Annotated in this window: 24 protein-coding genes; 16 read left to right on the top strand and 8 right to left on the bottom strand. The window is 65.9% G+C overall.

Features of this window, described 5'->3' with window-relative positions; translation table 11 throughout:
* A complete protein-coding gene (locus ACFPOU_RS00245; protein WP_379715384.1) occupies positions 1 to 1020 on the bottom strand; it encodes a serine/threonine-protein kinase in 1020 nt (339 codons plus the stop codon).
* Between the two features lie 198 nt (positions 1021 to 1218).
* Between ACFPOU_RS00245 and ACFPOU_RS00250 the strand changes: the two genes are divergently transcribed.
* The 4 genes from ACFPOU_RS00250 (at position 1219) to ACFPOU_RS00265 (ending at position 5473) form a co-directional block, all read left to right on the top strand.
* Entirely contained in the window at positions 1219 to 2106 is an 888-nt protein-coding gene (locus ACFPOU_RS00250; RefSeq protein ID WP_379715387.1) for a YicC/YloC family endoribonuclease, read from the top strand.
* Positions 2107 to 2224: 118 nt separating this feature from the next.
* Positions 2225 to 2869, top strand: a complete 645-nt coding sequence (gmk, locus tag ACFPOU_RS00255) for a guanylate kinase (protein WP_379715390.1) — start codon at positions 2225 to 2227, stop codon at positions 2867 to 2869.
* Positions 2870 to 2922: 53 nt separating this feature from the next.
* Positions 2923 to 3126, top strand: a complete 204-nt coding sequence (gene rpoZ, locus ACFPOU_RS00260) for a DNA-directed RNA polymerase subunit omega (RefSeq protein ID WP_379715394.1) — start codon at positions 2923 to 2925, stop codon at positions 3124 to 3126.
* A 109-nt stretch (positions 3127 to 3235) separates the two neighbouring features.
* Positions 3236 to 5473, top strand: coding sequence for a RelA/SpoT family protein (locus ACFPOU_RS00265; protein ID WP_379715397.1), 2238 nt, complete (start codon positions 3236 to 3238; stop codon positions 5471 to 5473).
* Positions 5474 to 5489: 16 nt separating this feature from the next.
* On the opposite strand, the gene ACFPOU_RS00270 is transcribed toward ACFPOU_RS00265, so the two are convergent.
* The gene (locus ACFPOU_RS00270; protein WP_379715400.1) at positions 5490 to 6101 is read right to left on the bottom strand and encodes a biliverdin-producing heme oxygenase; all 612 of its coding nucleotides are present in this window, start codon (positions 6099 to 6101) and stop codon (positions 5490 to 5492) included.
* Between the two features lie 73 nt (positions 6102 to 6174).
* Complete coding sequence (greB, locus tag ACFPOU_RS00275; RefSeq protein ID WP_379715403.1) at positions 6175 to 6741, bottom strand: transcription elongation factor GreB; 567 nt, start codon at positions 6739 to 6741, stop codon at positions 6175 to 6177.
* A 138-nt stretch (positions 6742 to 6879) separates the two neighbouring features.
* Here greB and ACFPOU_RS00280 point away from each other — a divergent pair, with 138 nt between their 5' ends.
* The 4 genes from ACFPOU_RS00280 to ACFPOU_RS00295 all read left to right on the top strand — a co-directional run bounded on the left by ACFPOU_RS00280 (position 6880) and on the right by ACFPOU_RS00295 (position 10922).
* Entirely contained in the window at positions 6880 to 7101 is a 222-nt protein-coding gene (locus ACFPOU_RS00280; RefSeq protein WP_379715406.1) for a hypothetical protein, read from the top strand.
* Entirely contained in the window at positions 7098 to 8594 is a 1497-nt protein-coding gene (locus ACFPOU_RS00285) for a sensor histidine kinase (protein ID WP_379715409.1), read from the top strand. The genes ACFPOU_RS00280 and ACFPOU_RS00285 overlap by 4 nt, the downstream gene beginning before the upstream one ends.
* 6 nt (positions 8595 to 8600) lie before the next feature.
* Positions 8601 to 9248, top strand: coding sequence for a response regulator (locus tag ACFPOU_RS00290; RefSeq protein ID WP_379715412.1), 648 nt, complete (start codon positions 8601 to 8603; stop codon positions 9246 to 9248).
* Between the two features lie 111 nt (positions 9249 to 9359).
* The gene (locus tag ACFPOU_RS00295) at positions 9360 to 10922 is read left to right on the top strand and encodes a GGDEF domain-containing protein (RefSeq protein WP_379715415.1); all 1563 of its coding nucleotides are present in this window, start codon (positions 9360 to 9362) and stop codon (positions 10920 to 10922) included.
* A 66-nt stretch (positions 10923 to 10988) separates the two neighbouring features.
* Here ACFPOU_RS00295 and fliD read toward each other — a convergent pair whose 3' ends face one another.
* The 3 genes from fliD to ACFPOU_RS00310 all read right to left on the bottom strand — a co-directional run bounded on the left by fliD (position 10989) and on the right by ACFPOU_RS00310 (position 13672).
* Positions 10989 to 12344 carry a flagellar filament capping protein FliD gene (fliD, locus tag ACFPOU_RS00300; protein WP_379715418.1) on the bottom strand — a complete coding sequence of 452 codons (1356 nt, stop codon included), beginning with the start codon at positions 12342 to 12344 and terminating at the stop codon, positions 10989 to 10991.
* A gap of 46 nt (positions 12345 to 12390) precedes the next feature.
* Positions 12391 to 12723, bottom strand: a complete 333-nt coding sequence (locus ACFPOU_RS00305) for a flagellar protein FlaG (RefSeq protein ID WP_379715421.1) — start codon at positions 12721 to 12723, stop codon at positions 12391 to 12393.
* Between the two features lie 127 nt (positions 12724 to 12850).
* A complete protein-coding gene (locus tag ACFPOU_RS00310) occupies positions 12851 to 13672 on the bottom strand; it encodes a flagellin N-terminal helical domain-containing protein (protein WP_379715424.1) in 822 nt (273 codons plus the stop codon).
* Positions 13673 to 14034: 362 nt separating this feature from the next.
* On the opposite strand from ACFPOU_RS00310, the gene ACFPOU_RS00315 reads away from it, so the two are divergent.
* From ACFPOU_RS00315 to ACFPOU_RS00350, 8 genes are all read left to right on the top strand, one after another.
* Complete coding sequence (locus tag ACFPOU_RS00315) at positions 14035 to 16221, top strand: tetratricopeptide repeat protein (RefSeq protein WP_379715427.1); 2187 nt, start codon at positions 14035 to 14037, stop codon at positions 16219 to 16221.
* A gap of 123 nt (positions 16222 to 16344) precedes the next feature.
* Entirely contained in the window at positions 16345 to 18231 is a 1887-nt protein-coding gene (locus ACFPOU_RS00320; protein ID WP_379715430.1) for a putative bifunctional diguanylate cyclase/phosphodiesterase, read from the top strand.
* A gap of 144 nt (positions 18232 to 18375) precedes the next feature.
* Positions 18376 to 18573 carry a hypothetical protein gene (locus ACFPOU_RS00325; protein ID WP_379715433.1) on the top strand — a complete coding sequence of 66 codons (198 nt, stop codon included), beginning with the start codon at positions 18376 to 18378 and terminating at the stop codon, positions 18571 to 18573.
* A 282-nt stretch (positions 18574 to 18855) separates the two neighbouring features.
* On the top strand, positions 18856 to 19296 hold the full coding sequence (gene fliS / locus ACFPOU_RS00330; protein ID WP_379715436.1) for a flagellar export chaperone FliS: 441 nt from the start codon (positions 18856 to 18858) through the stop codon (positions 19294 to 19296).
* A complete protein-coding gene (locus ACFPOU_RS00335; protein ID WP_379715439.1) occupies positions 19296 to 19625 on the top strand; it encodes a flagellar protein FliT in 330 nt (109 codons plus the stop codon). Before fliS ends, ACFPOU_RS00335 begins: the two co-directional genes overlap by 1 nt.
* A 168-nt stretch (positions 19626 to 19793) precedes the next feature.
* The gene (gene fliK / locus ACFPOU_RS00340; protein ID WP_379715441.1) at positions 19794 to 20840 is read left to right on the top strand and encodes a flagellar hook-length control protein FliK; all 1047 of its coding nucleotides are present in this window, start codon (positions 19794 to 19796) and stop codon (positions 20838 to 20840) included.
* Positions 20837 to 21211 (top strand): EscU/YscU/HrcU family type III secretion system export apparatus switch protein, encoded by a 375-nt coding sequence (locus tag ACFPOU_RS00345; RefSeq protein ID WP_379715444.1) that lies wholly within the window; start codon positions 20837 to 20839, stop codon positions 21209 to 21211. Before fliK ends, ACFPOU_RS00345 begins: the two co-directional genes overlap by 4 nt.
* Positions 21204 to 21953 carry a flagellar brake protein gene (locus ACFPOU_RS00350; RefSeq protein WP_379715447.1) on the top strand — a complete coding sequence of 250 codons (750 nt, stop codon included), beginning with the start codon at positions 21204 to 21206 and terminating at the stop codon, positions 21951 to 21953. Before ACFPOU_RS00345 ends, ACFPOU_RS00350 begins: the two co-directional genes overlap by 8 nt.
* Before the next feature lie 18 nt (positions 21954 to 21971).
* Here the strand turns inward: ACFPOU_RS00350 and ACFPOU_RS00355 are convergent, their stop codons facing one another.
* The gene (locus ACFPOU_RS00355; protein WP_379715451.1) at positions 21972 to 23534 is read right to left on the bottom strand and encodes a tyrosinase family protein; all 1563 of its coding nucleotides are present in this window, start codon (positions 23532 to 23534) and stop codon (positions 21972 to 21974) included.
* A gap of 253 nt (positions 23535 to 23787) precedes the next feature.
* Positions 23788 to 24168, bottom strand: coding sequence for a flagellar hook-basal body complex protein FliE (gene fliE, locus ACFPOU_RS00360; protein ID WP_379715454.1), 381 nt, complete (start codon positions 24166 to 24168; stop codon positions 23788 to 23790).
* Between the last annotated feature and the right edge of the window lie 93 nt (positions 24169 to 24261).

A 24261-nucleotide genomic window follows, 5' to 3' on the forward strand; every position in this document is an offset into this window, starting at 1 on the left:
TTACTGGCCGCCGCGCCGGGTGCGCTTGACCAGGCCGATGCGTCCGAGCAGCGCGCGCAGTGCGCCCGCGGGCGGCGCGCTCGCCGCCACGGGCTCGGCGGCGAGCGGCCGAGCCGGTGCCGCCTGCAGCACCTTGTGCACGGCAAACACGCTTTGCGGGCGCGCCATCGGGTCGAGCGCGAGGCAGGCGCGCACCATGTCGAGCAGCTCGGGCGAGTAGTGACCGGCCAGCGCGTCGAACTGCGCGCCGAGCCGGTCGTCCAGCTTGCGCGCGTCGGCCGCCTGCGGCGGCGCGCCCGTCATGCAGGCGAACATGGCCGCGCCAAGGCCGTAGATGTCGGACCAGGGGCCGAGCGGCGCGCCCTTGGCGTACAGATCCGGCGGCGCGAAGCCCGGCGTGTACATCGGCGCGAGCAGCGGCGCGTCCAGCCCGACGGCCTGGCGCGCCGCGCCGAAGTCGAGCAGGATGGGCGAGCCGTCGCTGCGCAGGTAGATATTGGCCGGCTTCAGGTCCAGGTGCAGCAGCTTGTTGGCATGGGTTTCGCGCAGGCCGCGGCAGATGCCGTCGAAGGTCTTGCGGATGAAGCCCTCGCCCAGGCCGCCGCCCCTGGGGCCGCCTTTGCCGGTGTTCCTGCCGTTACTGCGCGCGATGTGCTCCTGCAGCGACTGGCCCGATTCGTAGGCCATCACCATGTACACCGTGTCATGGGCGCGGAAGAAGTTCACGATGCGCACCACGTTCGGATGGTTGATGCGCGCCAGCGCCCGCCCCTCCTCGAAAAAACACTTCAGGCCGATGCGAAACAGCGGCTGGTTCGGCCTGGCGATGGAGGGCGCGAGTTCGCCCGGCTGGCGCAGCGCGAGGGCGCTCGGCAGGTATTCCTTGATGGCGACGGCGCTGCCCTCGGCATCATATGCAAGATAGACAATACTGAACCCGCCGGACGCGATTTTCTTTACAATGCGATATCCGGCAATCTCCAGCCCTTCCGGCAAGGGTGCGTTATTTTGTGCGGCCATACTGAAGAGTTCCTTGCATAACACGGCGATTGTGTGGATAAATGTCGGCTTTGTAAAGAATAAAGAGCGTCCAGCGAAAGCCGCGGGGCAAGGGCAGCGTCGAAGACGGTACGCGAGTACGGCGCGACGCATGCAAGGCCGCCATGTGGTGCTTGTCGGGCGCTCTCAAAACCGGGGACCGAATTGAGCATTTCAAGCATGACAGGTTATGCAGTGGCCACGAGCGAAGGCGCTGCGGGCACGCTCACGATCGAAATCAAGAGCGTCAATTCGCGCTTTCTCGATCTTCAGTTCCGCATCAACGACGAGCTGCGCGCGCTGGAACCGGACCTGCGCGCCGCCATCATGGCCGCCATCACGCGCGGCAAGGTCGAAGCGCGCCTGTCCTTCGGCCGCAAGGTCGCCGGCGGCGCCCAGGCGCTGAACCAGGAATTGCTGTCCGACCTGGCGCGCCTGCAAGCGGAGGTGGCGCGCCACTTCGCGCAGGCCGAGCCGATGTCGGTGGCCGAGCTGCTGCGCTGGCCCGGCGTGGTCGAGGAATCGCATATCGGCCAGGAGTCGCTCCAGGCCGACGTCGCCGCCCTCACCGCCAGGACCATCGCCGCCTTTGTCGAGAGCCGCCGCCGCGAGGGCGCGGCCCTCGAACAGATGCTCCAGTCGCGCATCGATGCGATGGAAGTGATCGTCAAGCGCATCACGCCGCTCATCCCGCAGGTGATCGCGCAGTTCCAGCAGAAAGCGGTCGAGCGCATGCAGGACGCGCTGGGCCTGGCCGGCCACGGCACCCCGTCGGTCCTGAGCCGCCAGGAAGTCTTCGAACGGATCCGCCAGGAAGTGACGCTGTACGGCATCCGCATCGACGTCTCGGAAGAACTGTCGCGCCTGTCGGCGCACCTGAACGAGACGCGCCACATCCTGAAAAAGGGCGGCCAGGTCGGCAAGCGGCTCGACTTCATGATGCAGGAACTCAATCGCGAAGCCAATACGCTGGGCGCCAAGGCGTCGGTGAAGGAACTGGCGGACGCGTCGATGGAATTGAAGCTCTTGATCGAACAGATGCGGGAGCAGGTGCAGAACCTGGAGTGACGACGATTTGAATGGCGGCGCCGGTCGGGCGGCGCCTGGACGCGCGGACGGGGGGACCCGTCCACGCGTTCTGAATGATGAACCATCGCGATGCAATCGCAGAAACAAAGGACACCCCATGATCACCACCGCCTTCTCCGGCAGCCTGTTCGTCGTCGCCGCTCCGTCCGGCGCCGGCAAATCGACCCTGGTCAATGCGCTGCTGGCGCAGGAGCCGGGCATCCAGCTGTCGATCTCGACGACCACGCGCCCGCCGCGTCCGGGCGAGCAGGATGGCCGCGAATACCATTTCACCAGCGCCGAGGATTTCGTCGCCCGCGCCGAGCGTGGCGAGTTCCTCGAATGGGCGGAAGTGCACGGCAATTACTATGGCACCAGCCGCTTGAGCGTCGAAGAAAAAATGAAGTCCGGCACCGATATCCTGCTGGAGATCGACTGGCAAGGCGCGCGCCAGGTGAAGAAGCAATTCCCGGATGCGGCCGGCATCTTCATCCTGCCGCCGTCGATCGCGGCGCTCGAGGAACGCCTGCACAAGCGCGGCACCGACGAACCGCACATCATCACGCGCCGCTTGCTGGCCGCCGGTGGCGAGATCGCTCACGCGCCCGAGTTCGAATATGCTATCATCAACGAGGAGTTCAATGCCGCCTTGGCCCAGCTACAGGCGATTGTCCAGGCGACACGCTGCCGCTTTGCCCAACAGGCAGCCCGCAACGCTTCGCTGTTCGCCCAGCTTGGCATCCACGCGCACCAACCAGCATAATCCTTCGCGTCATCGCCGCGTCGTCGTCATATTGCCTATTCAGGAGCTATACCATGGCCCGTATCACCATTGAAGATTGTCTCAAGAACATCCCTAACCGCTTCCAGCTGACCCTGGCTGCGACCTACCGCGCGCGCCAGCTGCTGCAAGGTCACACCCCGAAGGTCGACGCCAAGGACAAGCCGACCGTGGTGGCCCTGCGCGAGATCGCCGCCGGCAAGGTCGGCGTCGAAATGCTGAAAAAAGTGCCGATGTAAGCAACGACCGGGAAGCCCGATTCCCCGGATCCGGCTTCCCTGGCATGCTTGAGTGTGTCGACACCCAATTCTGTTATTCTGTCATCACACTGCGGCTGATCGACATAACATGAACCTGCTTCCCCCGGACTCGACTCAATCAGGCAATACCACCACCCGGGCCAAACGCCCGGGCAAGCCGCCAGAAGTCCCTGAGCCTACCGCCATCGGCGTCGCCTCGGTCAGCCACCTGATCGACAAGCTGTCGGACTACCTCACCCCCGCCGAACTCAAGAAAGTCAAGGAAGCCTACCGCTTCTCCGACGAGATGCATCTCGGCCAGGTGCGCAAGTCGGGCGAGCCGTACATCTCCCATCCGATCGCCGTCGCCGAAATTTGCGCCGAGTGGAAGCTCGACGCCCAGGCCATCATGGCCGCGCTCCTGCACGACGTGATCGAGGACCAGGACGTCAAGAAGGAAGAGCTGATCGAGCGCTTCGGCTCGCCCGTGGCAAACCTGGTCGACGGCCTGTCCAAGCTCGAGAAAATCGAATTCCAGAGCCTGGTCGAGGCGCAGGCGGAAAACTTCCGCAAGATGCTGCTGGCCATGGCCTCGGACGTGCGCGTCATCCTGATCAAGCTGGCCGACCGCCTGCACAACATGCGTACCCTGGGCGTGATGGCGCCGGCGAAAAAGCGCCGCATCGCCGGCGAGACGATGGAAGTGTATGTGCCGATCGCCCACCGCCTCGGCCTGAACAACATCTACCGCGAACTGCAGGACCTCGCCTTCTCGCACCTGTACCCGCTGCGCTACCGGACGCTCTCGAAAGCGGTGAAGGCGGCGCGCGGCAACCGGCGCGAAGTGGTCAAGAAGATCCTCGAAGCGGTCAAGAACACGCTGGCCATGGGTGGCATCCACGCCGAAGTCTACGGGCGCGAGAAGACCCTGTTCGGCATCTACAAGAAAATGCGCAACAAGCACCTGTCGTTCTCGCAGGTGCTCGACGTGTACGGCTTCCGGGTCGTGGTCGACACGGTGCCGAACTGTTACGTCGCGCTGGGCACCCTGCACGGCCTCTACAAGCCGATGCCGGGCAAGTTCAAGGACTATATCGCGATTCGCAAGCTCAACGGCTACCAGTCGCTGCACACGACCCTGATCGGCCCCTACGGCACCCCGGTCGAATTCCAGATCCGTACCCAGGACATGCACCGGACCGCCGAATCCGGCGTCGCCGCGCACTGGCTCTACAAGACGGGCGACCAGAACATGTCGGACCTGCAGCAGCGGACCCACGCCTGGCTGCAGTCGCTGCTCGACATCCAGCAGCAGACCGGCGACTCGGCCGAATTCCTCGAACACGTCAAGGTCGACCTGTTCCCCGACTCGGTCTACGTGTTCACACCGAAATCGAAGATCATCGCCCTGCCGCGCGGCGCCACGGCGCTCGACTTCGCCTACTCGATCCACACCGGCATCGGCGACCACACGGTGGCGGTGAAGATCAACAACGAGACCCAGCCGCTGCGCACCGAGCTGCACAACGGCGACATCGTCGAGATCGTCACCGACGCCGAATCGCGCCCGAGCCCGACCTGGCTCGGCTACGTCCGCACCGGCAAGGCGCGCTCGGCGATCCGCCACCACCTGCGCACCGTCAACGTCAACGAGTCGGTGGAACTGGGCCAGGACTTGCTGGCCCAGGCCCTCGTCGCGCGCAACATCGAGCCGGCGCTCTCCTCGACCACGATCGACCGGCTGCTGGCCGAATCCTCGGCCAAGTCGATGGACGAGCTGTACGCCGACATCGGCATCGGCAAGCGCATGCCGGCGCTGGTGGCGCGCCATATCTTCGGCCTGATCGAAGGCGAGTCGGCGGCCGAACTGTCGAACATGCCGCTGACCGGCGACATCGACCCGGTCACGATCTACGGCAGCGAAGGCGCCTCGGTGCAACTGGCGCCTTGCTGCCTGCCGATCCCGGGCGACCAGATCACCGGCCAGCTGCGGCGCGACCAGGGCCTGGTCGTGCACACCTGCGACTGCCTGCCGGCCAAACGCCTGCGCGTGAAAGAACCGGACCGCTGGATCGCCGTGCAATGGGGCGAGGAACTGAACCGCCGCTTCGACTGCCGCATCCGCCTGTTGATCAACAACGAAAAAGGCATCCTGGCGCGCGTGGCGGCCGAGATCGGCGAGTCCGATGGCAACATCACCTATGTCGGCATGGACGAGGACGACGAGAACATGATGACCCAGCTGCGCTTCACGATCCAGGTCAAGGACCGGGTGCACCTGGCGCACCTGATCCGCAACCTGAGAAGGGTGGCGGGCGTGAATCGGGTGGAGCGCGAGCGCGCCTGACGCAGTGCCGGCGCCGTCAGCGCGCCGCGCCTGGACCGAAAGCCAGTGCCAGGATGCGGTCGAAGGCGTCGCACGCGCCGGCGCAGGCCTCGGCGCTCTGCTGCGCCGTCGTCACCTGCGCGCGCAGCGCCAGCGTGAAGGCGCGCCAGCGCGGCCCAGGCCCTGCCTCGCCGGCCCCGCGCAGGTAGCGCAGCGGATGGGGGCCGAGCTGCGCCGCCAGGCGCTTGTACAGCACGGCGCCGCCCAGTTGCGACCCTTCCACCACGTAGGCCACGCCCCAGCGGTAGGCGGGGCTGGCGTCGCTCGGCCAGGGAACCGCGTCCGGCTGCGGCGCGCCGGCGTAGGCGGCCAGCAGGGGCTCGGCCAGGTCGGCTTCGATCAGGGCCAGGTGCGGGGCGGCGGGCAAGTCCGGTGCGCCTTGCGGGCCGTCGCCGTAGCCGCGCTCCCAGCGCTCCAGCGGCGCCAGCCAGTCGCGCAGCAGGTGCAGGTGCGCGGCGTAGTCGGCCAGGGTGGCGTCGGCGCCCGCCAGCGGCAAGGCGCTGTCGAGACGCTCGTGGCGGGCGGCGGTGGCCTGGCGCAGATCGGCCAGGACATCGGGCGCGGGGGCGGTGTCGGGGGAACGGTTCATGTGGGACGAAAGGAAAGACGAGGACGCGGCAATTATCGAAGGCAACTCGCCATCTTACCAGCGCAGGCCGGAATCAGTCGGCGACCGGTTCCGGGTACGCGACCGAAACGATTTCCAGTTCCTCGTCGCCTTGCGGCGTCTGCAGCGTGACGAGGTCGCCCTCGCGGCCCTTGGTCAGCGCGCGGGCCACCGGCGAGACCCAGCTGATGCGCCCGCGCAGCGGGTCGAGTTCGTCGATGCCGACGATGGTGACGGTATGCTCTTCGCCGGCCTTGTTAAGATAGGTGACAGTGGCGCCGAAGAAGACCTGGTCGTTCCCGTGGTGCACGCTGGGGTCGACGATGAAGGCCGTGTCCATGCGCCTGGTGAGGAAGCGGATGCGGCGGTCGATCTCGCGCAGGCGGCGCTTGCCGTAGATGTAGTCGCCGTTTTCCGAGCGGTCGCCGTTCGAGGCCGCCCAGTGCACGATGCGCACCACCTCCGGCCGGTCGACGTCGATCAGCTGCAGCAGTTCATCCTTGATGGCCTTGTAGCCCGCAGGGGTGATGTAGTTCTTGGCGCCGGGCGGAATCGCCTGCGCCAGGGCGACGGCGTCGTCATCGTCGTCGTTGTCGGACTCTTTTACAAATGCCTTGTTCATGGGTTCATTGTAGCCGCACTTGCGGCGCGAAGGTTCGGCTGCGCCGATACCGTATGATGGGTGCTCGTCCATCGATGTATCGACCCTGCCGTCCTTGCCGGCGCTCGTCCGGTTTGCACGGTGGCACAATTGCTTATTATGGTTAAAGATCAGCTCATCGCCCGTTTTCGCACCAGCCTGGCGTACCGCCGCGCGCGCAGCGCGCTGTCGGCCGTGCGCCGCACGCTGCGCCGGCTGCGCTTGCAACTGCGGCCTTCGGTACCCTTCGGCAGCCGCCATGCCACGCGCAGCGCGCGCGCCCTGCGCCGCTTCGTCGCGCTCGTGCGCCGGCGCCGCAAACCGGGGAGCGGGGAACCATGAAGACGGTCGACCCGCTGCTGGCCGCGCCGCTGCGCGCGGCGCCGGCCGAGGTCTTCCTGATCGATGCCGCCACGTTGGCGCTGGTCGACGTCAACGCCACCGCGCGCGCCAACCTCGGCTACGACGCCGCGGCCCTGGCCACGATGCGCGCGGCCGATATCGCGCCCAGCCTGGACGACGCGGCCCTCAGCGCCCTGCTGGCCGGCATGGGGGAAACCGAAGGCGACGACATCGGCGAACAGCGTTGCCTGCGCACCGAGCTGCGCCGCGCCGACGGCAGCAGCTATCCGGCCAAGCTGACCTTCCTGCGCACCCGGCGCGGCGCCCGAGCGCTGCTGCTGGCCATCGGCGACGACCTCTCGCCCGAGCAGGCCGCCTCGAACGCCCTCGCCCGCGCACTTGCACAGGCCGAGGCGCGCTTCAACGCCATCGCCGACCACACGCCGGGCCTGGTCTACCAGTTTACCCTCGATGCCGACGGGCGCCATGCCTATCCCTACCTGAGCGAAGGCTGCGCGCCGCTGCTCGGCGTGCAGCCCGGCGAGCTGCAGCGCGACCCCGACCTGTTCCTGCGCCTGATCCTGCCGGAAGACCGCAAGGGCTACCTGGAAACGATGGCGGTGTCGAAGATCGCCTTGTCGAGCTGGAACTGGGAAGGCCGGATCTGGATCGATGCCTGGAAGGACGTCAAGTGGATCAACCTGCGCGCCACGCCGCATGCGGGGCCGGCCGGCGCGGTACAGTGGGACGGCATCATGACCAACATCACCGAGAGCAAGAACGAGCAGCGCGACGTGCTGCGTTCGCGCGCCCGCCTGGCCGAACTGACCGAGCACATCGAGCAGGTGAAGGAGCAGGAACGGGCCCGCATCGCGCGCGAGATCCACGACGACCTGGGCGGCAACCTGACCGCGATCAAGATGGCGCTGTCGATGCTGAGCAGCCGCCTGCCGCCCGACCAGCCGGGCCTGCTGGAAAAGGCGGCCTATCTCGACGACCTGGTCGACCGCACGATCGAGGCGGTGCACCGCATCTCGCTCGACCTGCGGCCTTCGACGCTGGACCTGGGCATCGTCGCCGCGCTGGAGTGGCAGGCACGCGAATTCGAGAAGCAGGCCGGCGTGGCCTGCATCTTCCGCAGCGCCGAGCGCGCGCATGACCTCGAGCGCGCGCTTGCCCCGGACCATGCGGCGGCGCTGTTCCGGATCTTCCAGGAAGCCCTGACGAATGTCGCCAAGCATGCCGGCGCCACCCGCGTGACGGTGACCCTGCGCCGCCAGCGCCAGCACCTGACGCTGGCCATTTGCGACAATGGGCGCGGCATCACGCCCGCCGACCGCCTGAAACCGGCTTCCTTCGGCCTGCGCGGCATGAGCGAGCGCGCGCGCGCGCTGGGCGGCACGTTGACCTTGTCGGCGGCGCCCGGAGGTGGCACGATGGTGACCATCAAGATCAGGCTGGCCCCGCCGCCGCCTGCGCGTAGCGAATCCTAGGGAACGATGACCGACAAAACCACCATCCGCGTATTCATCGCCGACGACCATGCCATCGTTCGCGAAGGCCTGAAACAGATCCTGGCCGAGCAGCGCGACATCGTCGTCGCCGGCGAGGCCGAGAACGGACTCGATGCAATCAAGCTGTTCCGCAAATCGCGCTGCCACGTGATGCTGCTCGATATCTCCATGCCCGATCGCAATGGCATCGAGGTGCTGAAACAGATCAAGCAGGAGCGGCCCGAGCTGGCCGTGCTGATGCTGTCGATGCACCGCGAGGACCAGTACGCGATCCGCGCCCTGAAGGCGGGCGCCGCCGGTTACCTGACCAAGCAGAGCGCGCCGCGCGAGCTCGTCACCGCCATCCGCCAGGTGGCGGGCGGCCAGAAATACGTCAGCGCCACGCTGGCCCAGGCGCTGGCGAGCCAGGTCGGGCTGGACCACGACGCGCCGCCCCACGATAGCCTGTCGGACCGCGAATTCCAGACGCTGACCATGATCGCGTCGGGCAAGACGGTGAGCGAGATCGCGCGCGAGCTGTCGCTGTCGGTGAAGACGGTGAGCGAATACCGGGCGCGCCTGCTCGCTAAGATGAACCTTAAAACCAGCGCCGAATTGACGCATTACGCGATCAGGAATCAACTGGTCGACTAGGCAGGGTTGTAGGCATTGCCAGTAAGTAAGACGCTTTCCCGGCTTTGTTCGGGCGATGACGAAAAAGAAAATTGCTTATCATTGCCGCATAGTAAATACATTGCCTTGCACATGTCTAACCCGCCCGCCCAACATCCCGTCGATATCGCCCGCGAGGCATTCAAGCGCCTGGCCGCACGCCGCATCGCGCCGACGCCCGACGCCTACCGCGACATCTACGACGAGATCGCCGGCGTGCCGAAGCCGGTCCCTGCGCCGGCGGCCCCCGCCGGCGCCGCCGCCGAAGCCGTGCTGGGCGACTTCGCGACGCAACTGACCGATACCCCGGGCGAACTGGCCGAATACGGCCGCCGCCTGAACCGGGCCGTCAAGGGACGCGACTGGGACGGCTATGCGCGCGCCCTGTCGCAGCTGGTCGAAAAGCACCTGCGGCGCGGCATCCCGCCGGGCGTGACCTACGGCATGGAAAGCAACGACACCAAACTGCTGCGCGAACTGCTCAGCCGTACCCTGGCCTTCGCCCTCGCCTCGCTATTGCCGGCCAGTCCAGTGCTTGCGCAGGAAGCCGAGTCGCTCGGCGCGGCCGTGAAAATAGCCCATGGCGAAGCGGCGCTGCAGGAAATCGCGACGCGCCTGAAGGAACTGTGTTTCCAGATCGAACTGCACAGCGGCGACACGGGCGAACAGCAGGAATTGCTGCTGCGCCTGTTCAAGCTGCTGCTGGAAAACGTCAGCGAATTGCTGGACGACGACAGCTGGATGCGCGGCCAGATCGAGGCGGTGCAGGAATTGATCGCCGGCCCGATCGACCAGCGCGCGCTGGAAGACGCCACGCGCAGCCTGAAAGACGTGATCTACAAGCAGGGCCGGCTCAGGCACAACCTGTCGGACGTGAAGGCCACCGTCAAGAACATGATGATGACCTTCATCGACCGTCTCGGTTCCGTGGCGGCGTCGACCGGCGACTTCCACGAGAAGCTGGGCGGCTTTTCGGACCGCATCCGCCACGCCGGCGACATTACCGAACTGAACGACGTGCTCGATGAAGTCCTGCGCGAGACCAAGCATGCCCAGGCCGAGGCACTCGCCTCGCGCGACCGCATGCTGTCGGCGCACCGCGAGGTGCAGGAAGCGGAAAGCAAGATCAAGGAACTGGAAGCCAAGCTCCAGCACATGAGCGAACTGGTGCGCGAGGACCAGCTCACCGGCACGCTCAACCGGCGCGGCCTGGACGACGTGTTCGAGCGCGAAAGCGCGCGTGCCGACCGCCGCAACACGCCGCTGTGCGTGGCCCTGCTCGACCTCGACAATTTCAAGCGCCTGAACGATACCTACGGCCACCTGGCCGGCGACAACGCCCTGCGCCACCTGGCCAAGGTGGTGAAGGCGACGCTGCGTTCGATGGACGTGATCGCCCGGTTCGGCGGCGAGGAATTCCTGATCATCCTGCCCGAGACGGGCATCGCGGCGGCGGAGCTGACCATGACGCGCCTGCAGCGCGAGCTGACCAAGCATTTCTTCATGCACGACAACGAGAAATTGCTGATCACGTTCTCGGCCGGCGTCGCCTTGCGGCTGCCGGGCGAAGACCAGGCCAGCTTGCTGGCGCGCGTGGACCGGGCCATGTACAAGGCCAAGCAAAGCGGCAAGAACCGGGTCGAAGTGGCGCAATGATCGCAGCAGGACCGAACAGAAAAAGCCCGCAGCGCGGGCTTTTTCCATGGCGCGGGCGAAACCGGATCAGTATCCCGAGTTGGCCGCCAGCGCCGCCAGCTGCTGGCTCAGGTAACCGGTCATGCTCTGCATGTTGACCATCATCGTGTCGAGCGAAGTGAACTGGGCGCGGTAGCGCTTTTCGGTCTGGGCCAGTTGCAGTTCCATCCGGTCGCGGCTTTTTCCCAGGCTATCGATGGTGGAATTGAGGCCGTCGGTGCGGGTCTTGAACACGCCTTTCGCGCCGAGCATGTCATCGGTCACCTTGGCCAGGCGCGTGCCGATACCGTCGGCCGAGCCGAACAGGCTGGAGACGGCCGTGAAATTCGTTTCCAGCGCAGATTTCAGCTTGTCGGGCTTTTCCAGCTTCAGGGTGCCGTCGCGCTGGAAGGAAATGCCGATGTCCGACAGCGTCTTGAGGCCGCCGGCATCGCTTACCGCCTTGCCCAGTTCGGCACGCACATTCGTCAGGATCGAGCGCGCCGAGGCGTCGCCGTTGAGCACCGCCGAGGTCTTGGTGGCCGCGTTGTAGGCGGTCTGCTTGCCGACCGCCGTGGCCAGCGTGTTGTAGGCATCCACGAAAGCGGTGATGTTGGCGGTGATCGCGCCCGTGTCCTTCGCCAGGCTGATCTTGACCGGGCTGCCGACATTGGTCTGGGCCAGGTTCAGCGTCACGCCCTTGATGGCGTCGGTCACGGTATTCGAGGCTTTCGAGACCGCGACGCCGTCGATGGTCATCTCGGCGTTCTGCGCCGTCTGCGACCGGGTCATGGTGCTGCCGGTGCCGGTGGCGAACATCGCCACGCTGCCGGTGGCGGCGATGCCGACGCCGTTGGCGCTGCCGGTGTTGTTGCCGGTGATGACGAGGCGGTCGCTGGTGCCGTCGTTCAGGATGGTGGCGGTAACGCCGGCATTGGCCTTGTTGATATTGCCGGCCAGGGTGGAGAGCGAACCGTCGGTCAGGGTCACGCTGGTGGTCTTGCCGCCGACCGTGATGTCCATCGTGCTGCCGGCCGCGGTAAAGCTGGTGTTGGCGGCGACGCCGCCCGATACCAGCTTGTCGCTCTGGGCCAGCTTGCTCACTTCGATGGCATAGCTGCCGGCCGTGGCGCCGCTGCCCTTGGCAACGGACACGCCGATCGTGTCGGTCTTGCTGGAGGTGGCGGTCAGGGCCGACAGGGCATCGCCCGAGACGTTCTTGACTGCGGCCTGGAAGGCGGACACCGCGCTTTTCAGGGTGCCGAAGGCCGACAGCTTGGCATTGAAGCTGGCCTGCTTCGATTGCAGGTTGGCCAGGGGCTGCTGCTCGATCTTCATCAAGGACGATACGAGATCGTCCACCGGCAGTCCGGACAGCATGCCTGCGCCGCTAATGGCCGCCATAGGTTTCTCCCATCAAGTTAAATGACATCCGGGACGTGCACGTCCCTCACGCCGTATCGCGCAACATCACGCCCTGCATCTGCTCGATCGAGCGCCACAGCTTGAGCGCCTCGACCGTCGGAATCTGGCGCAGGACCTTGTCGGTCTGGGTGTCCACCACCTTGACGACGGTGCGGCCGGTATCTTCGTCGACCGAAAAACGCACGCCCTGGGACGCGGCCTGGGCCACCTTGTTGAGGTCGGCGACGGCGTTGTTCAACTCGGCCTGGTCGGATTTTTTCGCCACTGCGGCGGGAAGCGGCGTCGCCGCAGGGGCGGACGCCGCGGGCTTGGCGGCCCCATCGACAGAGGGCCGTGCGCCGTTGCCGGCGACGGCCATGGGGCTTCCAGCGGATAACGGTTGCAACATCGGAACACCTCCCTGGGAACGACTGTGCGGGGCTCAGCCCCGCACAGTGTCTTGATCCATCGAATCGATCGATTATACCGTTCGTTATACCGTTCGATTAGCCGCGCAGCAGCGACATCACGCTGTTCGGTGCCGAGTTGGCCTGGGCCAGCATCGCGGTACCGGCCTGCTGCAGGATCTGCGAGCGGCTCAGCTTGCTGGTTTCAGCAGCGTAGTCGGTGTCGGTGATGCGGCTCTTTGCTGCCGACTGGTTTTCGATGTTGGTTGCCAGGTTGCTGATGGCGTAGCCCATGCGGTTCTGCGCGGTACCGAGCGACGAACGTTCGGTGTTCAGGGCCTTCAGCGCGTCATCGATGGCGGTGATCGCGGCCGATGCGCTGCTCACGTCGGAGACCACGACCGCGCTCGCGGCCAGGCCGGCGTAGGCGGTGTTGGCGCCGAAGCTGACGGTGATCTTCTGGCCCGAATCGGCGCCCACCTGGATGTCCTTCGAGACGGGCGTTGCGGTCAGCAGCGCGGTGCCGTTGAACTTCGTGTCCGAAGCGATACGGCCGATTTCCGTGTTCAGCGCCTTCATCTCGGTGTCGATGTTCGACCATTCCGACGTGCCGTTGGTGGCGTTGGCGCCCTGGACTGCCAGTTCACGCATACGCTGCAGTGCGTCCGAGATGTTCGACAGCGCGCCGTCGGCGGTCTGGATCATCGAGATGCCGTCGTTGGCATTACGGGAAGCCTGGCTCATGCCGCGGATCTGCGAATCCATCTTGGTGGCGATCGACATGCCGGCCGCGTCGTCCTTGGCGCTGTTGACGCGCAGGCCGGAGGAGAGGCGCTGCATCGAGGTCGACAGTTCGCCCGCCGACTTGGTGAGGTTGCGCTGTGCGTTCAGCGAGGACAGGTTGGTATTGATGATCGACATGGTCATTCTCCAGTGGGCAGTTCGGTTTGTGCTGCTATCAGGGTTCGGTTGGTTTCTTGCGCCGCGTTGTCCGCTCGCTTGTATTCTTTAACGGAGGCCTCTCGAAAAGCTTGAGGACTTTTTTAAAAAAAATGTTTTCGAGCAACTTTGCATCGGGACCGCGTTCATTACTACCTCCCCGACCGCAACAGCAAGGTCAACGGCAGCGCGAGCGAAATATTTAGCGGTTGTTTCCCCTTTTGTTTGTTGCTTGCTTCCGAGAATGATCCAGCTATATTAGTTACTTGACCGGAAATCCATCGGAATCTTGGCAAGCGGGCAACCGTTCGTCCCCGCCCTATTCGCGAAAGCAGCGCCCGACAATGAAAAACAAGCAAACCCCCGCCGATCGCCTGTTCGCCGCCGGCCTGGCCGCGCACCGGAAGGGCCAGCTCGCCGCCGCCTTCGCACAGTACGAAGCAGCCTTGCAGCGCGATGCGCGCCACTTCGATACCCTGCACCACATCGGCATCCTCGGCTACCAGAACGGCGACCATGAACTGGCGCTGCAGTTCATCAGCGAGGCGATCAGCGTGAACCCCGGGGTCGCGTCCGTGTACAGCAACCTCGGCAATATCTTCAAGGCGATCGGCGAGCATGCCTCGGCCCTGCAGAGCTACGGCCAGGCGCTGGCGCTGTCGCCCGGCAATGTCGATGCTCTATATAACCGTGGCAATGTACTCGAACACTTGAGGCGCTACGATGAAGCCCTGGCCAGCTACCGGCGCGCACTCGAACTGGCGCCGCGCGACGTCGCCGCCTGGACCAACCTCGCCGCCGTCCTGCTGCGCCTGGAGCGCCACGACGAGGCGCTCGCCAGTTGCGAACGCGCGCTGGCGCTGGCGCCGGCCCATGCGCAAGCCATGGTCAACCTCGGCAATATCCTTGTCGCCCAAGGCAGGCATGAGGAAGCGCTGGCCGCCTATGACCGGGCCCGCACGCGCCATCCGGGCCATCTCGAAGCGCGCATCAACCACGCCAAGGCCCTGCGCATGCTGAGCCGCTTCGACGACGCCCTGGCCGCCTACGACACGATCCTGGCAGCGGCGCCCGATGCCGCCGAGGCCTGGCATGGCCGCGCCAACGTCTTGCGCCACCTGCGGCGCCGGGCCGAGGCGCTCGGGAATTACCAGCAGGCCGTCGTGCTCGACGCGCAGGCGCCGGTCCTGCGCGTCAGCCTGGGGCACTTGCTGATCGAGCTGGGCAAGCTCGATGGCGCACTGAAATGCTTCGATATCGCCCTCGCCCTCGACGCCGCCCTGCCCTCGGCCCTGAACGGGCGCGGCATCGTCCTGCAGCGCCTGCGCCGGCTGGACGAAGCGATGGCCTGTTTCGAACGCGCCGTCGACATCGATCCCGACTTCACCGACAGCCTGCTCAACCGCGCCAACGTGCTGCAGGACCTCGGCCGCAGCGAGGAGGCGCTGGCCGCCTATGACGCCGTGCTGGCCCAGACGGGCGACAGCGCGGCCACCTGGAACAACCGCGGCAACGTGTACGAGGCGATGCTGCGCTACGAAGACGCCCTCGCCTGCTTCGACAAGGCCATCGCCATCCAGCCCGGCTACGCGCCGCCGCACTGGAACCGCGCCTTGCTCAACCTGCAACACGGAAACCTGCGCGACGGCTGGCGCGGCTACGAATGGCGCTGGAATAACGAGGTGCTCAGCTGCTATGCGGAAAAGCGCACAACGCCCGAACCGGTCTGGGATGGACGCGATGCCCTCGAGGGCAAGACCATCCTCCTGTATGCCGAGCAGGGACTGGGCGACACGCTGCAGTTCTGCCGCTACGCCGCTCTGGTGAAGGCGCGCGGCGCGCGCGTGGTGCTCGAAGTGCAGGCGCCGCTGCGCGCCCTGCTGGCGAAGCTCGAAGGCGCCGACCTGGTCGTGGCCAAGGGCGAACCGCTGCCCGCCGTCGACTACCAGTGTCCGCTGATGTCGCTGCCGCTGGCCTTCGGCACCGAACTGCACTCGATTCCCGCGCCGCATGCCTACCTCGCGTCCGACGACACGCGCCTGGCGCAATGGGAAGCGCGCCTCGGTGCGCGCGTGCGGCCACGGGTCGGCCTGGTCTGGAGCGGCAATGCCCAGCACGCGAACGACCACAACCGCAGCCTGCCGTTCGCGCAGCTGGCGCGCCTGTTCGATCTCGACTGCCAGTTCGTTTCGCTGCAGAAGGAATACCGCGACGCCGACCGCGCGCTCCTCGACGCCTCGCCGGTACTGCGGATGGACACGTACCTGAACGATTTCGCCGACACCGCCGCCCTGTGCCGGCAGATGGACCTGGTCATCGCGGTCGACACCAGCGTCGCCCACCTGGCCGGGGCGCTGGGCAAGCCGCTCTGGCTGCTGTTGCCGCAGGTGGCCGACTGGCGCTGGCTCACCGTGCGCGACGACTCGCCCTGGTATGCCACGGCGCGCCTGTTCCGCCAGCCGGCGAAGGCCGACTGGAACGGCGTGATCGACGCCGTGCGCAGCGAACTCGAGGCCCTGGCGCGCGCCTGATCGGCGCCGCTTCGCCCGCCGATTTCACAATTGCGTAGCAATTGCAAAATCACGGGCGTTCTGGCGTAATGAAGGCTGGATCACCAATCCGATCGTGGCGACCGTGTTACGATCCACCCGCATATGATGACTCCACCCATTCCGGCAGATGAAGCCAGGCGTCTCGCGGCCCTGCACGCGACCAGCCTGTTCGGTACCGGCCCCGAGGAGGCGTTCGACCGCATCACGCGCATGACGGCCAAGCTGCTGAAGGTGCCGACCGCCCTCATTTCGCTCGTCGGCAGCGAAATGCAATGGTTCAAGTCGCGCTGCGGCTTCCCTGCCCAGTACACGTCGCGCGAGATCTCCTTTTGCGGCCATGCCATCCTCACCGACGAGCCCATGGTGATCGCGGACGCGGCCAGCGACCCGCGCTTTGCCGACAACCCGATCGTCACCGGCGCGCCCTACATCCGTTTCTATGCCGGGGTCCAGCTGTATTCGGTCGAGCGCGCCAAGCTGGGCACCCTGTGCATCCTCGACCAGAAACCGCGCCAACTCGATGCCGCCGAGCTCGACGAACTGCACGACCTGGCGCGCATGGTCGAGGAACTCATCTATCACCGCCAGCTCGCCCTCGCTGCCCAGCAACTCCATGCCCAGCTGCAGCAAAATGCGTCCGGCTCGCAACTGGCCGCGGCCGCCGGCCAGGTCCAGTTCCTGCTGACCCACGACACGCTCACCGGGCTGTCCAACCGCCATGCGCTCATGGACGCGATCCGCGACAACGCCGCCGCCTGGCGCCGCCGCGGCACGGCCGCCGTGGTCGCCTGCCTGAACGTCGACCGCTTCAAGCACATCAACGATGCTTTCGGCCATGCGGCCGGCGACGAGGCGCTGGTGGCCATTACCCGCAGCCTGCAGGCGGGACTGGGCGAGTCCGAAATGCTGGCGCGCACCGGCGGCGACGAATTCGTCCTGCTGCTCGACGCTAGCGTGGCGCCGGCGCTGCGCCTGCGCCAGCTGGTGGAAGAGGTCAACCGCAGCGTGTTCTATGCCGGCAATGAAATTTCCATCGGCTGCAGCATCGGTTTCGCCTGTTTCCCGCAGGACGGCGAGGATGCCGATACCCTGCTCAGCAATGCCGTCAGCGCGATGCGCCATGCCAAGAGTACCGGCGGCGCGCGCATCGTGCACTTCGCGCCCGACCAGCGCAGCGCGCCGGGACGGCGCCTGGCGCTCGAACACCAGCTGCACCGCGCGCTCGAACGCGAAGAATTGTTCGTGCAATACCAACCGAAGATCGATTTGCAAAGCGGCACCCTGGCCGGCTTCGAGGCGCTGCTGCGCTGGCGCCATCCGGAGCACGGCATCATTGCGCCCGAAGAATTCGTGCCGATCGCCGAGGAGACCGGCCTGATCGTGCCGATCGGCGACTGGATCGCGCGCACGGCGGTGGCGCAGATCGCGGCCTGGCGGGCGGCCGGGCTCCCTTCGATTCCCGTCTCCGTCAACTTGTCGGCGCGCCAGTTCTTGCAAGGCGATGTGGTGCTGCTGGTCGAAGAGTTGCTGGCGCAGGCGGACGTGGCGCCGCACTTGCTGGAACTGGAGCTGACCGAAAGCCTGTCGATGGCCGACCCGGAACGCAGCCTGGCGATCATGCACCGCCTGCGCGCGCTCGGCGTCACCCTCAGCATCGACGACTTCGGCACCGGCTACTCGAGCTTCGGCTACCTCAAGCGCCTGCCGATCGACAAGCTGAAAATCGATAAATCGTTTATCCACGACATGGTGCACAGTACGGACGCGAACGCCATCGTGCAGGCCATCGTCGCCATGGCGCACCACATGCAGTTGCGCGTGGTGGCCGAGGGGGTCGAGTCGGCAGCCCAGGCCATGGCCCTGCGCGAAACCGGCTGCGACCAGGCGCAGGGGTATTTCTATGCGCGCCCGCTCGACGCCGCCGCTGCCATCGCCTATCGGGCATCCGGCCCGGCGCTGCAGGCCGCGCCAGCGGGTTCCGTTCGCTGATACGGCTGAGGTGCCCTTACAACAGAAACAATTTCTCACAATTGAACATGGGTGTGCGCCTCGCATGTGGATATCATTGTGCTAACGCGACACGGGGGACGTATGCTGCGTCCGGCCGGCTGTCGACGGTTGATGGTGAGCGTTATGATGCAACGAAGAACCGACGAGCAAACGGCGCTGACTGCCGAATATGCTCTCTACCTGGTGGACATTCGCGGGGTCGAGTTCGCACTGACTTATCTCGACATGTGCAATGTCTCGCGCTCGATCCTGCAGCGCGCGCTGCAGTCGCCCGATTCGCGGCGCCACCACGAGCGCCGCCAGCGCCCACGCAACGACTGACTGCGCCCAAGCCGCCCCGGCCGCTCGGCCGGCGCACACGCGCCTCCTTCCCCCTCTTGCAACGGGCACCGGCCCGCTCACTCCCTTATCGGGACGACAAACCCGAAAAAGCCGGGTAATCCTGCCTCTCAAGTCCGGTTAGAACCTGCCGTTAAGCAAGTAAACTACCCACGCTGAAGAATGGCAGGCAGGCCCAGATCCCGTCCTGACCAGCTCCAGCACGAATTCCGGGAAACCGCTGCGTGCGCTTTCCCTGCCGATATGAAGCAATGGAGGTTCACGATGTTCGGATCGATGCAGCGCGGCGTCAACGCTTACGCCAAAGTAGGAATGGAAACCTCGGTGATTTCGGCCTCCCCGCATAAACTGATCGTCTTGCTGTACGACGGCGCCCTGGCGGCGATCCGGAACGCGGCCAAGCACATGGCCGCCGGAAACATCGTCGAAAAAGGCGCCGCGATTTCGAAAGCCCTCGACATCATCGACAACGGCCTACGCGCCAGCCTCGACAAGAAAGCGGGCGGCGAAATCGCCAGCAACCTCGATTCGCTGTACGTGTACATGACCGAACGCCTGCTGACGGCCAACCTGCAGAACAAGAGCGCGCTGCTGGACGAAGTGCAAACCCTGCTGGCCGACCTGCGCGACGCCTGGCTGCAGATCGGCGAAAAGCCGGCCGAGCCGACGTCGGTGGCGCACTATCCGGTGCTGGCGAGCGCCTGATGATGACGGACCAGGAAGTACTGCTCGAGTACGCCGCGGTCGCCGACCTGACCGGCCAGATGCTGGCCGCCGCTGAAGCCGGCGACTGGGACCACCTGGTGGTGCTGGAGCGGGCGTGCACCGCGCACGTTGCCACCCTGAAACGCGTGGAAGCGGCGGTCGAACTCGATCCGTCGGGGCGCCAGGCGAAAATCGACTGCATCCGGCGCATTTTGGCCGACGACCGCAAGATCCGCGACCTGACCATGCCCTGGATGGCCCGGCTGTCGGCCCTGATCAACAACTCCGGCACCCAGCGCCGCCTCGCCAGCGCCTACGGCAGCGTCTGACACGCCCGGTACCGGAAAATAAACGTGAATCTTGGCAAACAGAACGGGAAGCGGCGCAAGGCGGCGGGTGCGCCGGATTGCGCGCACTGCAGGCGCGAAGCAACGCGGCAACGCTCGGCTGCCGGCTGCCACGAACACGTTTATTTTTGGGTGAATACCTAGTCTCGCATGGTCGCGCGCATCCCCAGTCCCGGCCTCGCCGCCCCGCTGCCGGTCCTGCCCGCGGCCCCGCTCGAACGCGCGGGCGACCCCCGCCTCGATGCCTTCCAGCGCACGCTCGCCACCATGCTCGGCAGCCAGGTTCCGGTGTCGGTGCTGGCGCGCCTGGGCGACGGCAGCTTCATGGTGCGCGTGGCCGATACCCCGGTGCGCATGGCCCTGCCGCCCGGCACGCAGCCGGGGTCGCAATTGACGATGACCGTCCTCGCCGCTTCGCCGCAGCCGGCCTTCGGCCTGGGCGAGGCCACCCTGCACGGCACGCCGCTTCCCCTGTCCGCGAACGCGGCCTCGCTGGCCGCCAGCATCACCGCCGCCAGCACGCCTTTGCCGCAAGCAAGCGGCCAGGCGCAAGGCGCCGACCTCAGTCCGGCCGCACGCCTGCTGGGCCAGGTCTTGCAGAGCGCGGCCGGTGCGCCGCCCCTGGCCAGCCTGCATCCGGCGGCTCCGCTATTGCCCGCAGGCGCGCCCGACGCGGCGCGGCTGGCGCAGCAGTTGCAGCAGGCCGTCGCCAAAAGCGGCCTGTTCTACGAATCGCACCTGGCCGAATGGGCCGAGGGCAAGCGTCCGCTGGCCGAGCTGATGGGCGAGCCGCAGGCGCGCAAGGCGCCCGGCACGCCGCCGACCGAACCGGCCACCGCCCAGCTCATCAACCAGCAGCTGGCCACGCACGAATCCGGCCAGCTGGTCTGGCAAGGCCGGTTCGGACCGGAACAGCCGCTGCGCTGGGAGGTGCGCCGCGAGGACGAGGATGGCACCGGCCCCGAACGCGACGACGCCGCTCCCGGCTGGCACAGCGGCCTGCGGCTGCGCTTTGCCCTGCTGGGCGAGGTCGAGGCCAGCGTCAGCCTGCGCGGCACGCGCCTGCACATCGAATTGCTGGCCGACGCCGGCGCGGCCGGCGTGCTGCGCGCCGGCACTCCGCGCCTGCAGCAAGCGCTGGACGCGGCCGGCAGCGAGCTGGCGGCTTTGCGCGTGCGCGAGCGGGACGGCGCGTGAGCGAGCCGGCACCCGGGCGCCGGCAAAGCGCGGTGGCCCTGGCCTACGCCGCCGGTGCACAGGCGCCCACGGTGGTCGCCAAGGGCCGCGGCCTGGTGGCCGAGCAGATCATCGCGCGCGCGCAGGACGCCGGCGTGTTCGTCCACGAATCGAAAGAACTGGTCGCGCTGCTCATGGACATCGACCTCGACGGACAGATTCCGCCGGCGCTGTACCGCGCAATTGCGGAACTGTTAGCATGGCTATATCATATTGAGTCAGCACAACAACTCGGCCGGCCGCATCAAGCGCTGCACTCGGACCCGCCTGACACTGCCCTCCTTATCGACTCACCTGCACTATCGGCGGAACAAGATGCAAGCAATGCATGACGCAGAACTGGAAAACTGGCACGACTACGAGGTTCAATCGCGCCGCGAAATCGTGGCGCTGCTGCGCCAGATTGGCGAAAAGAAGCAGTTGATCCGGATGAAGATCAAGGGCGAGGCCGACGTCTGCGTCACCTCGATCCTCGAAGTCGACGCCGACGAGGGCGTACTGGTCCTCGACCGCTCGATCAACCGCGAACAGAACGAGCGCATCGTGCAGGCCAACAGCGTGATCTGCGAGACCTATCTCGACAAGATCCGCATCCTGTTCAGCGTCAGCGGCGTCTACGATGCCGAGTTCCACGGCTCCGGCGCCCTCGCCGCCGCCCTGCCCCCCTCGCTCATCCGCCTGCAGCGGCGCGAGTTCTACCGCATGCCGACGCCGGTCACCAATCCGGTGCCGGCCCTGGTGCCCATGCCCCTCGAGCTCGGCGGCGGCAACGCCACCTTCCCGCTGGCCGACATCAGCTGCGGCGGTGTCGCCCTGCTCGACAACCGGATGATGCTCAATTCAACGATCGGCCAGACCTTTGCCAATTGCCGCATCGACTTGCCGGAAATCGGCCAGGTAACGACCTCGCTGCAGGTGCGCAATGCGCTGGATGTGACGATGTTGAACAACAAGACGAGCCGGCGGATCGGATGCATGTTCATCGATATTTCGCGCGGAAACATGGCGGCGGTGCAGCGCTACATTACCAGGCTCGAGCGTGAACGCAATGCCAGGCTGGCGGGATTGGGCTGAACCGCCAGCAGCGTTTGGTCAGGACCCCTTGTCTTCGGTGGACAGTTCGAGTCGAGCCTCGCCGATGCCCAGGGTTGCGCCACGGGGACTGTTATCGCCGTCCACGCGCACGAAGGAGACCGACGCCATGCCGAGCCGCAGCGCTGGATTGCGCAGCAGCGCGCCTGGTATCGGGTAGCGCAGTCGCGCCTTGCTGCCATGATGCGAGGCGCCATGGATCTGGAAGGCGCCCAGGGTTCCCAGCAGCAGGGAGTTCTGCTGTCCCGGGGCGCCATCCTGGGACGGGAAGTTCAGATAGACCCGATAAAAATAGCCGCCTTGCCTGCCCTCTTCCGCCAGTTCCACCTCGTCGAGTACCAGTTGTACCGACTTGAATTTCTTCGCACTGCCGGGAATGGACGCCGGGTTGCCGCGCATGATCTCCTGCACCGCGGACCAGTGTTCCGATGAGACAGGCAGGTGCGCGCTGATGGAACGCTGGTCCAGTCCGATCGCCAATGCGCCGCCGATCGAGAATGTGCTGTCGCCTGTCGACCTCGGCCCGGTTCCGCGGAAGGCGCCGAACGGCGCGCTGGAGGCCGGCGTGTCGTTCGGCCTGGCCTGTACCCGGAATACCTCGCCGGTCGACTTCCGTGCAAGCGGCACCGTCGTGGGCATCGTCTCGTTTTGATAGAAATAGAGCAGGTTGGTGCGGGTGTCGTAGGTTGATCGCCTTTGCATCGCCAGCGCGCCGGTGTAGGTATGGATGCCCGACCAGTACAGGCTGGTTTTGGCGGGCATGCGCCGGCCGCCGCCGGCGCCGACCCAGGCAACCCAGAGCCGGTCCACATTGGCATGATGGAGCCAGAAAATCGGGTCCACGGGCGACTGCATGGTGGCCATGACACCGCCGATGATGTCGTGCACCGGATTATGCGGAGCGCTTTCCAGGCTGGGCTCGAAGGCGTTTGCCTGCCCGCGTTCGAAATTGATCAGTGTCGAAGAAAAAGGCGCGAGCGTCAGTGCCTGGCGCACGTTCGTATTGCGCCTTGCCACGTAGAGAGGATTCGTGCTGCTCGCATTGGTAAATTCGGCGGGCAGGGTCGCGTAGGAATAATAATCCCAATAGGGCAGGACCAGCCTCGTGTCTCCGGAAGCCGCACGCAGCTGGCGCTCGAAATAATACAGGTAACCGCGGTGCCAGGCCAGGAAGTACGGGATGCTATGCGGGCAGGCATTGAGGTGGATATTCGTCCAATACGTCCAGCTTCTCGCATCGGCCGGATTGGTATTGGCTTTCATGCGGCGTATCCCCGTCAGCAGGGAGGCGTATTGCGGCGTGCTCTTGAAGGACTGCCACTCGAGGCGCCTTTGCAGCACGGTTTGCGCCCACGCCCCAGTCGGAATGGCCGGCGCGGCGAGCGCGAGGGCCGCATGCCCGAGAAAACGGCGCCGTTTCGATGCTTGCACTGTCATCAGATCCTCCAGAAAAAATGAATAATTCAGGGAATCGTCTGCGACGTAACACCACGGCAAAAAATGCCTCACGGCTTCGAATGGCGGTCGGGCGCGACGGGGACGGACAGATTCGACGGTACCCACCGTGCAAACTCGGCATTTGATGATCGTCAGGCGCGCGCGGCTACCTGTTCGGCACGGACGCCGGGCAGACCAAGCGGATCGGATGCGTGGATGCGCGCGAGAACGTGCATGTCATTTCAACGACACGTTTCGTGGCTGGTGATGAAGAATGGCGGCGCTACGCGCCAGGTTGCCGGTGGGAAGGCTGGTCAAGCCTGAAGACGACAAGACCAATGTGCGACGATGCGCGATCGATGCGCGGACGCTGGCAGCCTTAGACCTGCATATTCATGATTTCCTGGTAGGCCGACACCAGCTTGTTGCGCACTTGCACGGTGGCCTGGAAGGAAATGCTCGATTTCTGCATGGCGATCATGGTGTCCGACAGGCTGACGCTGTCGTCGCCCATGGCGAAGCGCTGGCTCAGTTCCTCGGCGTGCTTCTGCGCACCGCTGACCTGTGCGAGCGACTGCTTGAGGGCGTCGGAAAAGCTGACTTTCGACGCACCCTCGCTGACGGCACCCGCGCCGCCGGGCCCGCCCAGGGCGCCGGGGCCGCCGGGGGCCAGCGACGGCGCGGCCGGCTTCGTGGCCGCGGCCTTGAGCTGGGCCATCATCGCCTCGATCCGGTTGCTGTCGATTCCGCCTACGTTCATGGGTTCTCCTGTGGTATTGCATGCCGCCGCCATACCAGGCGGTATGGGAGCGATCTCAGGCTTACAGCTTACCTGCGTGCATGCAAGCGGCTA

This window comes from Massilia jejuensis, assembly GCF_042656795.1.
Taxonomy (GTDB): Bacteria; Pseudomonadota; Gammaproteobacteria; order Burkholderiales; family Burkholderiaceae_D; genus Telluria; species Telluria jejuensis.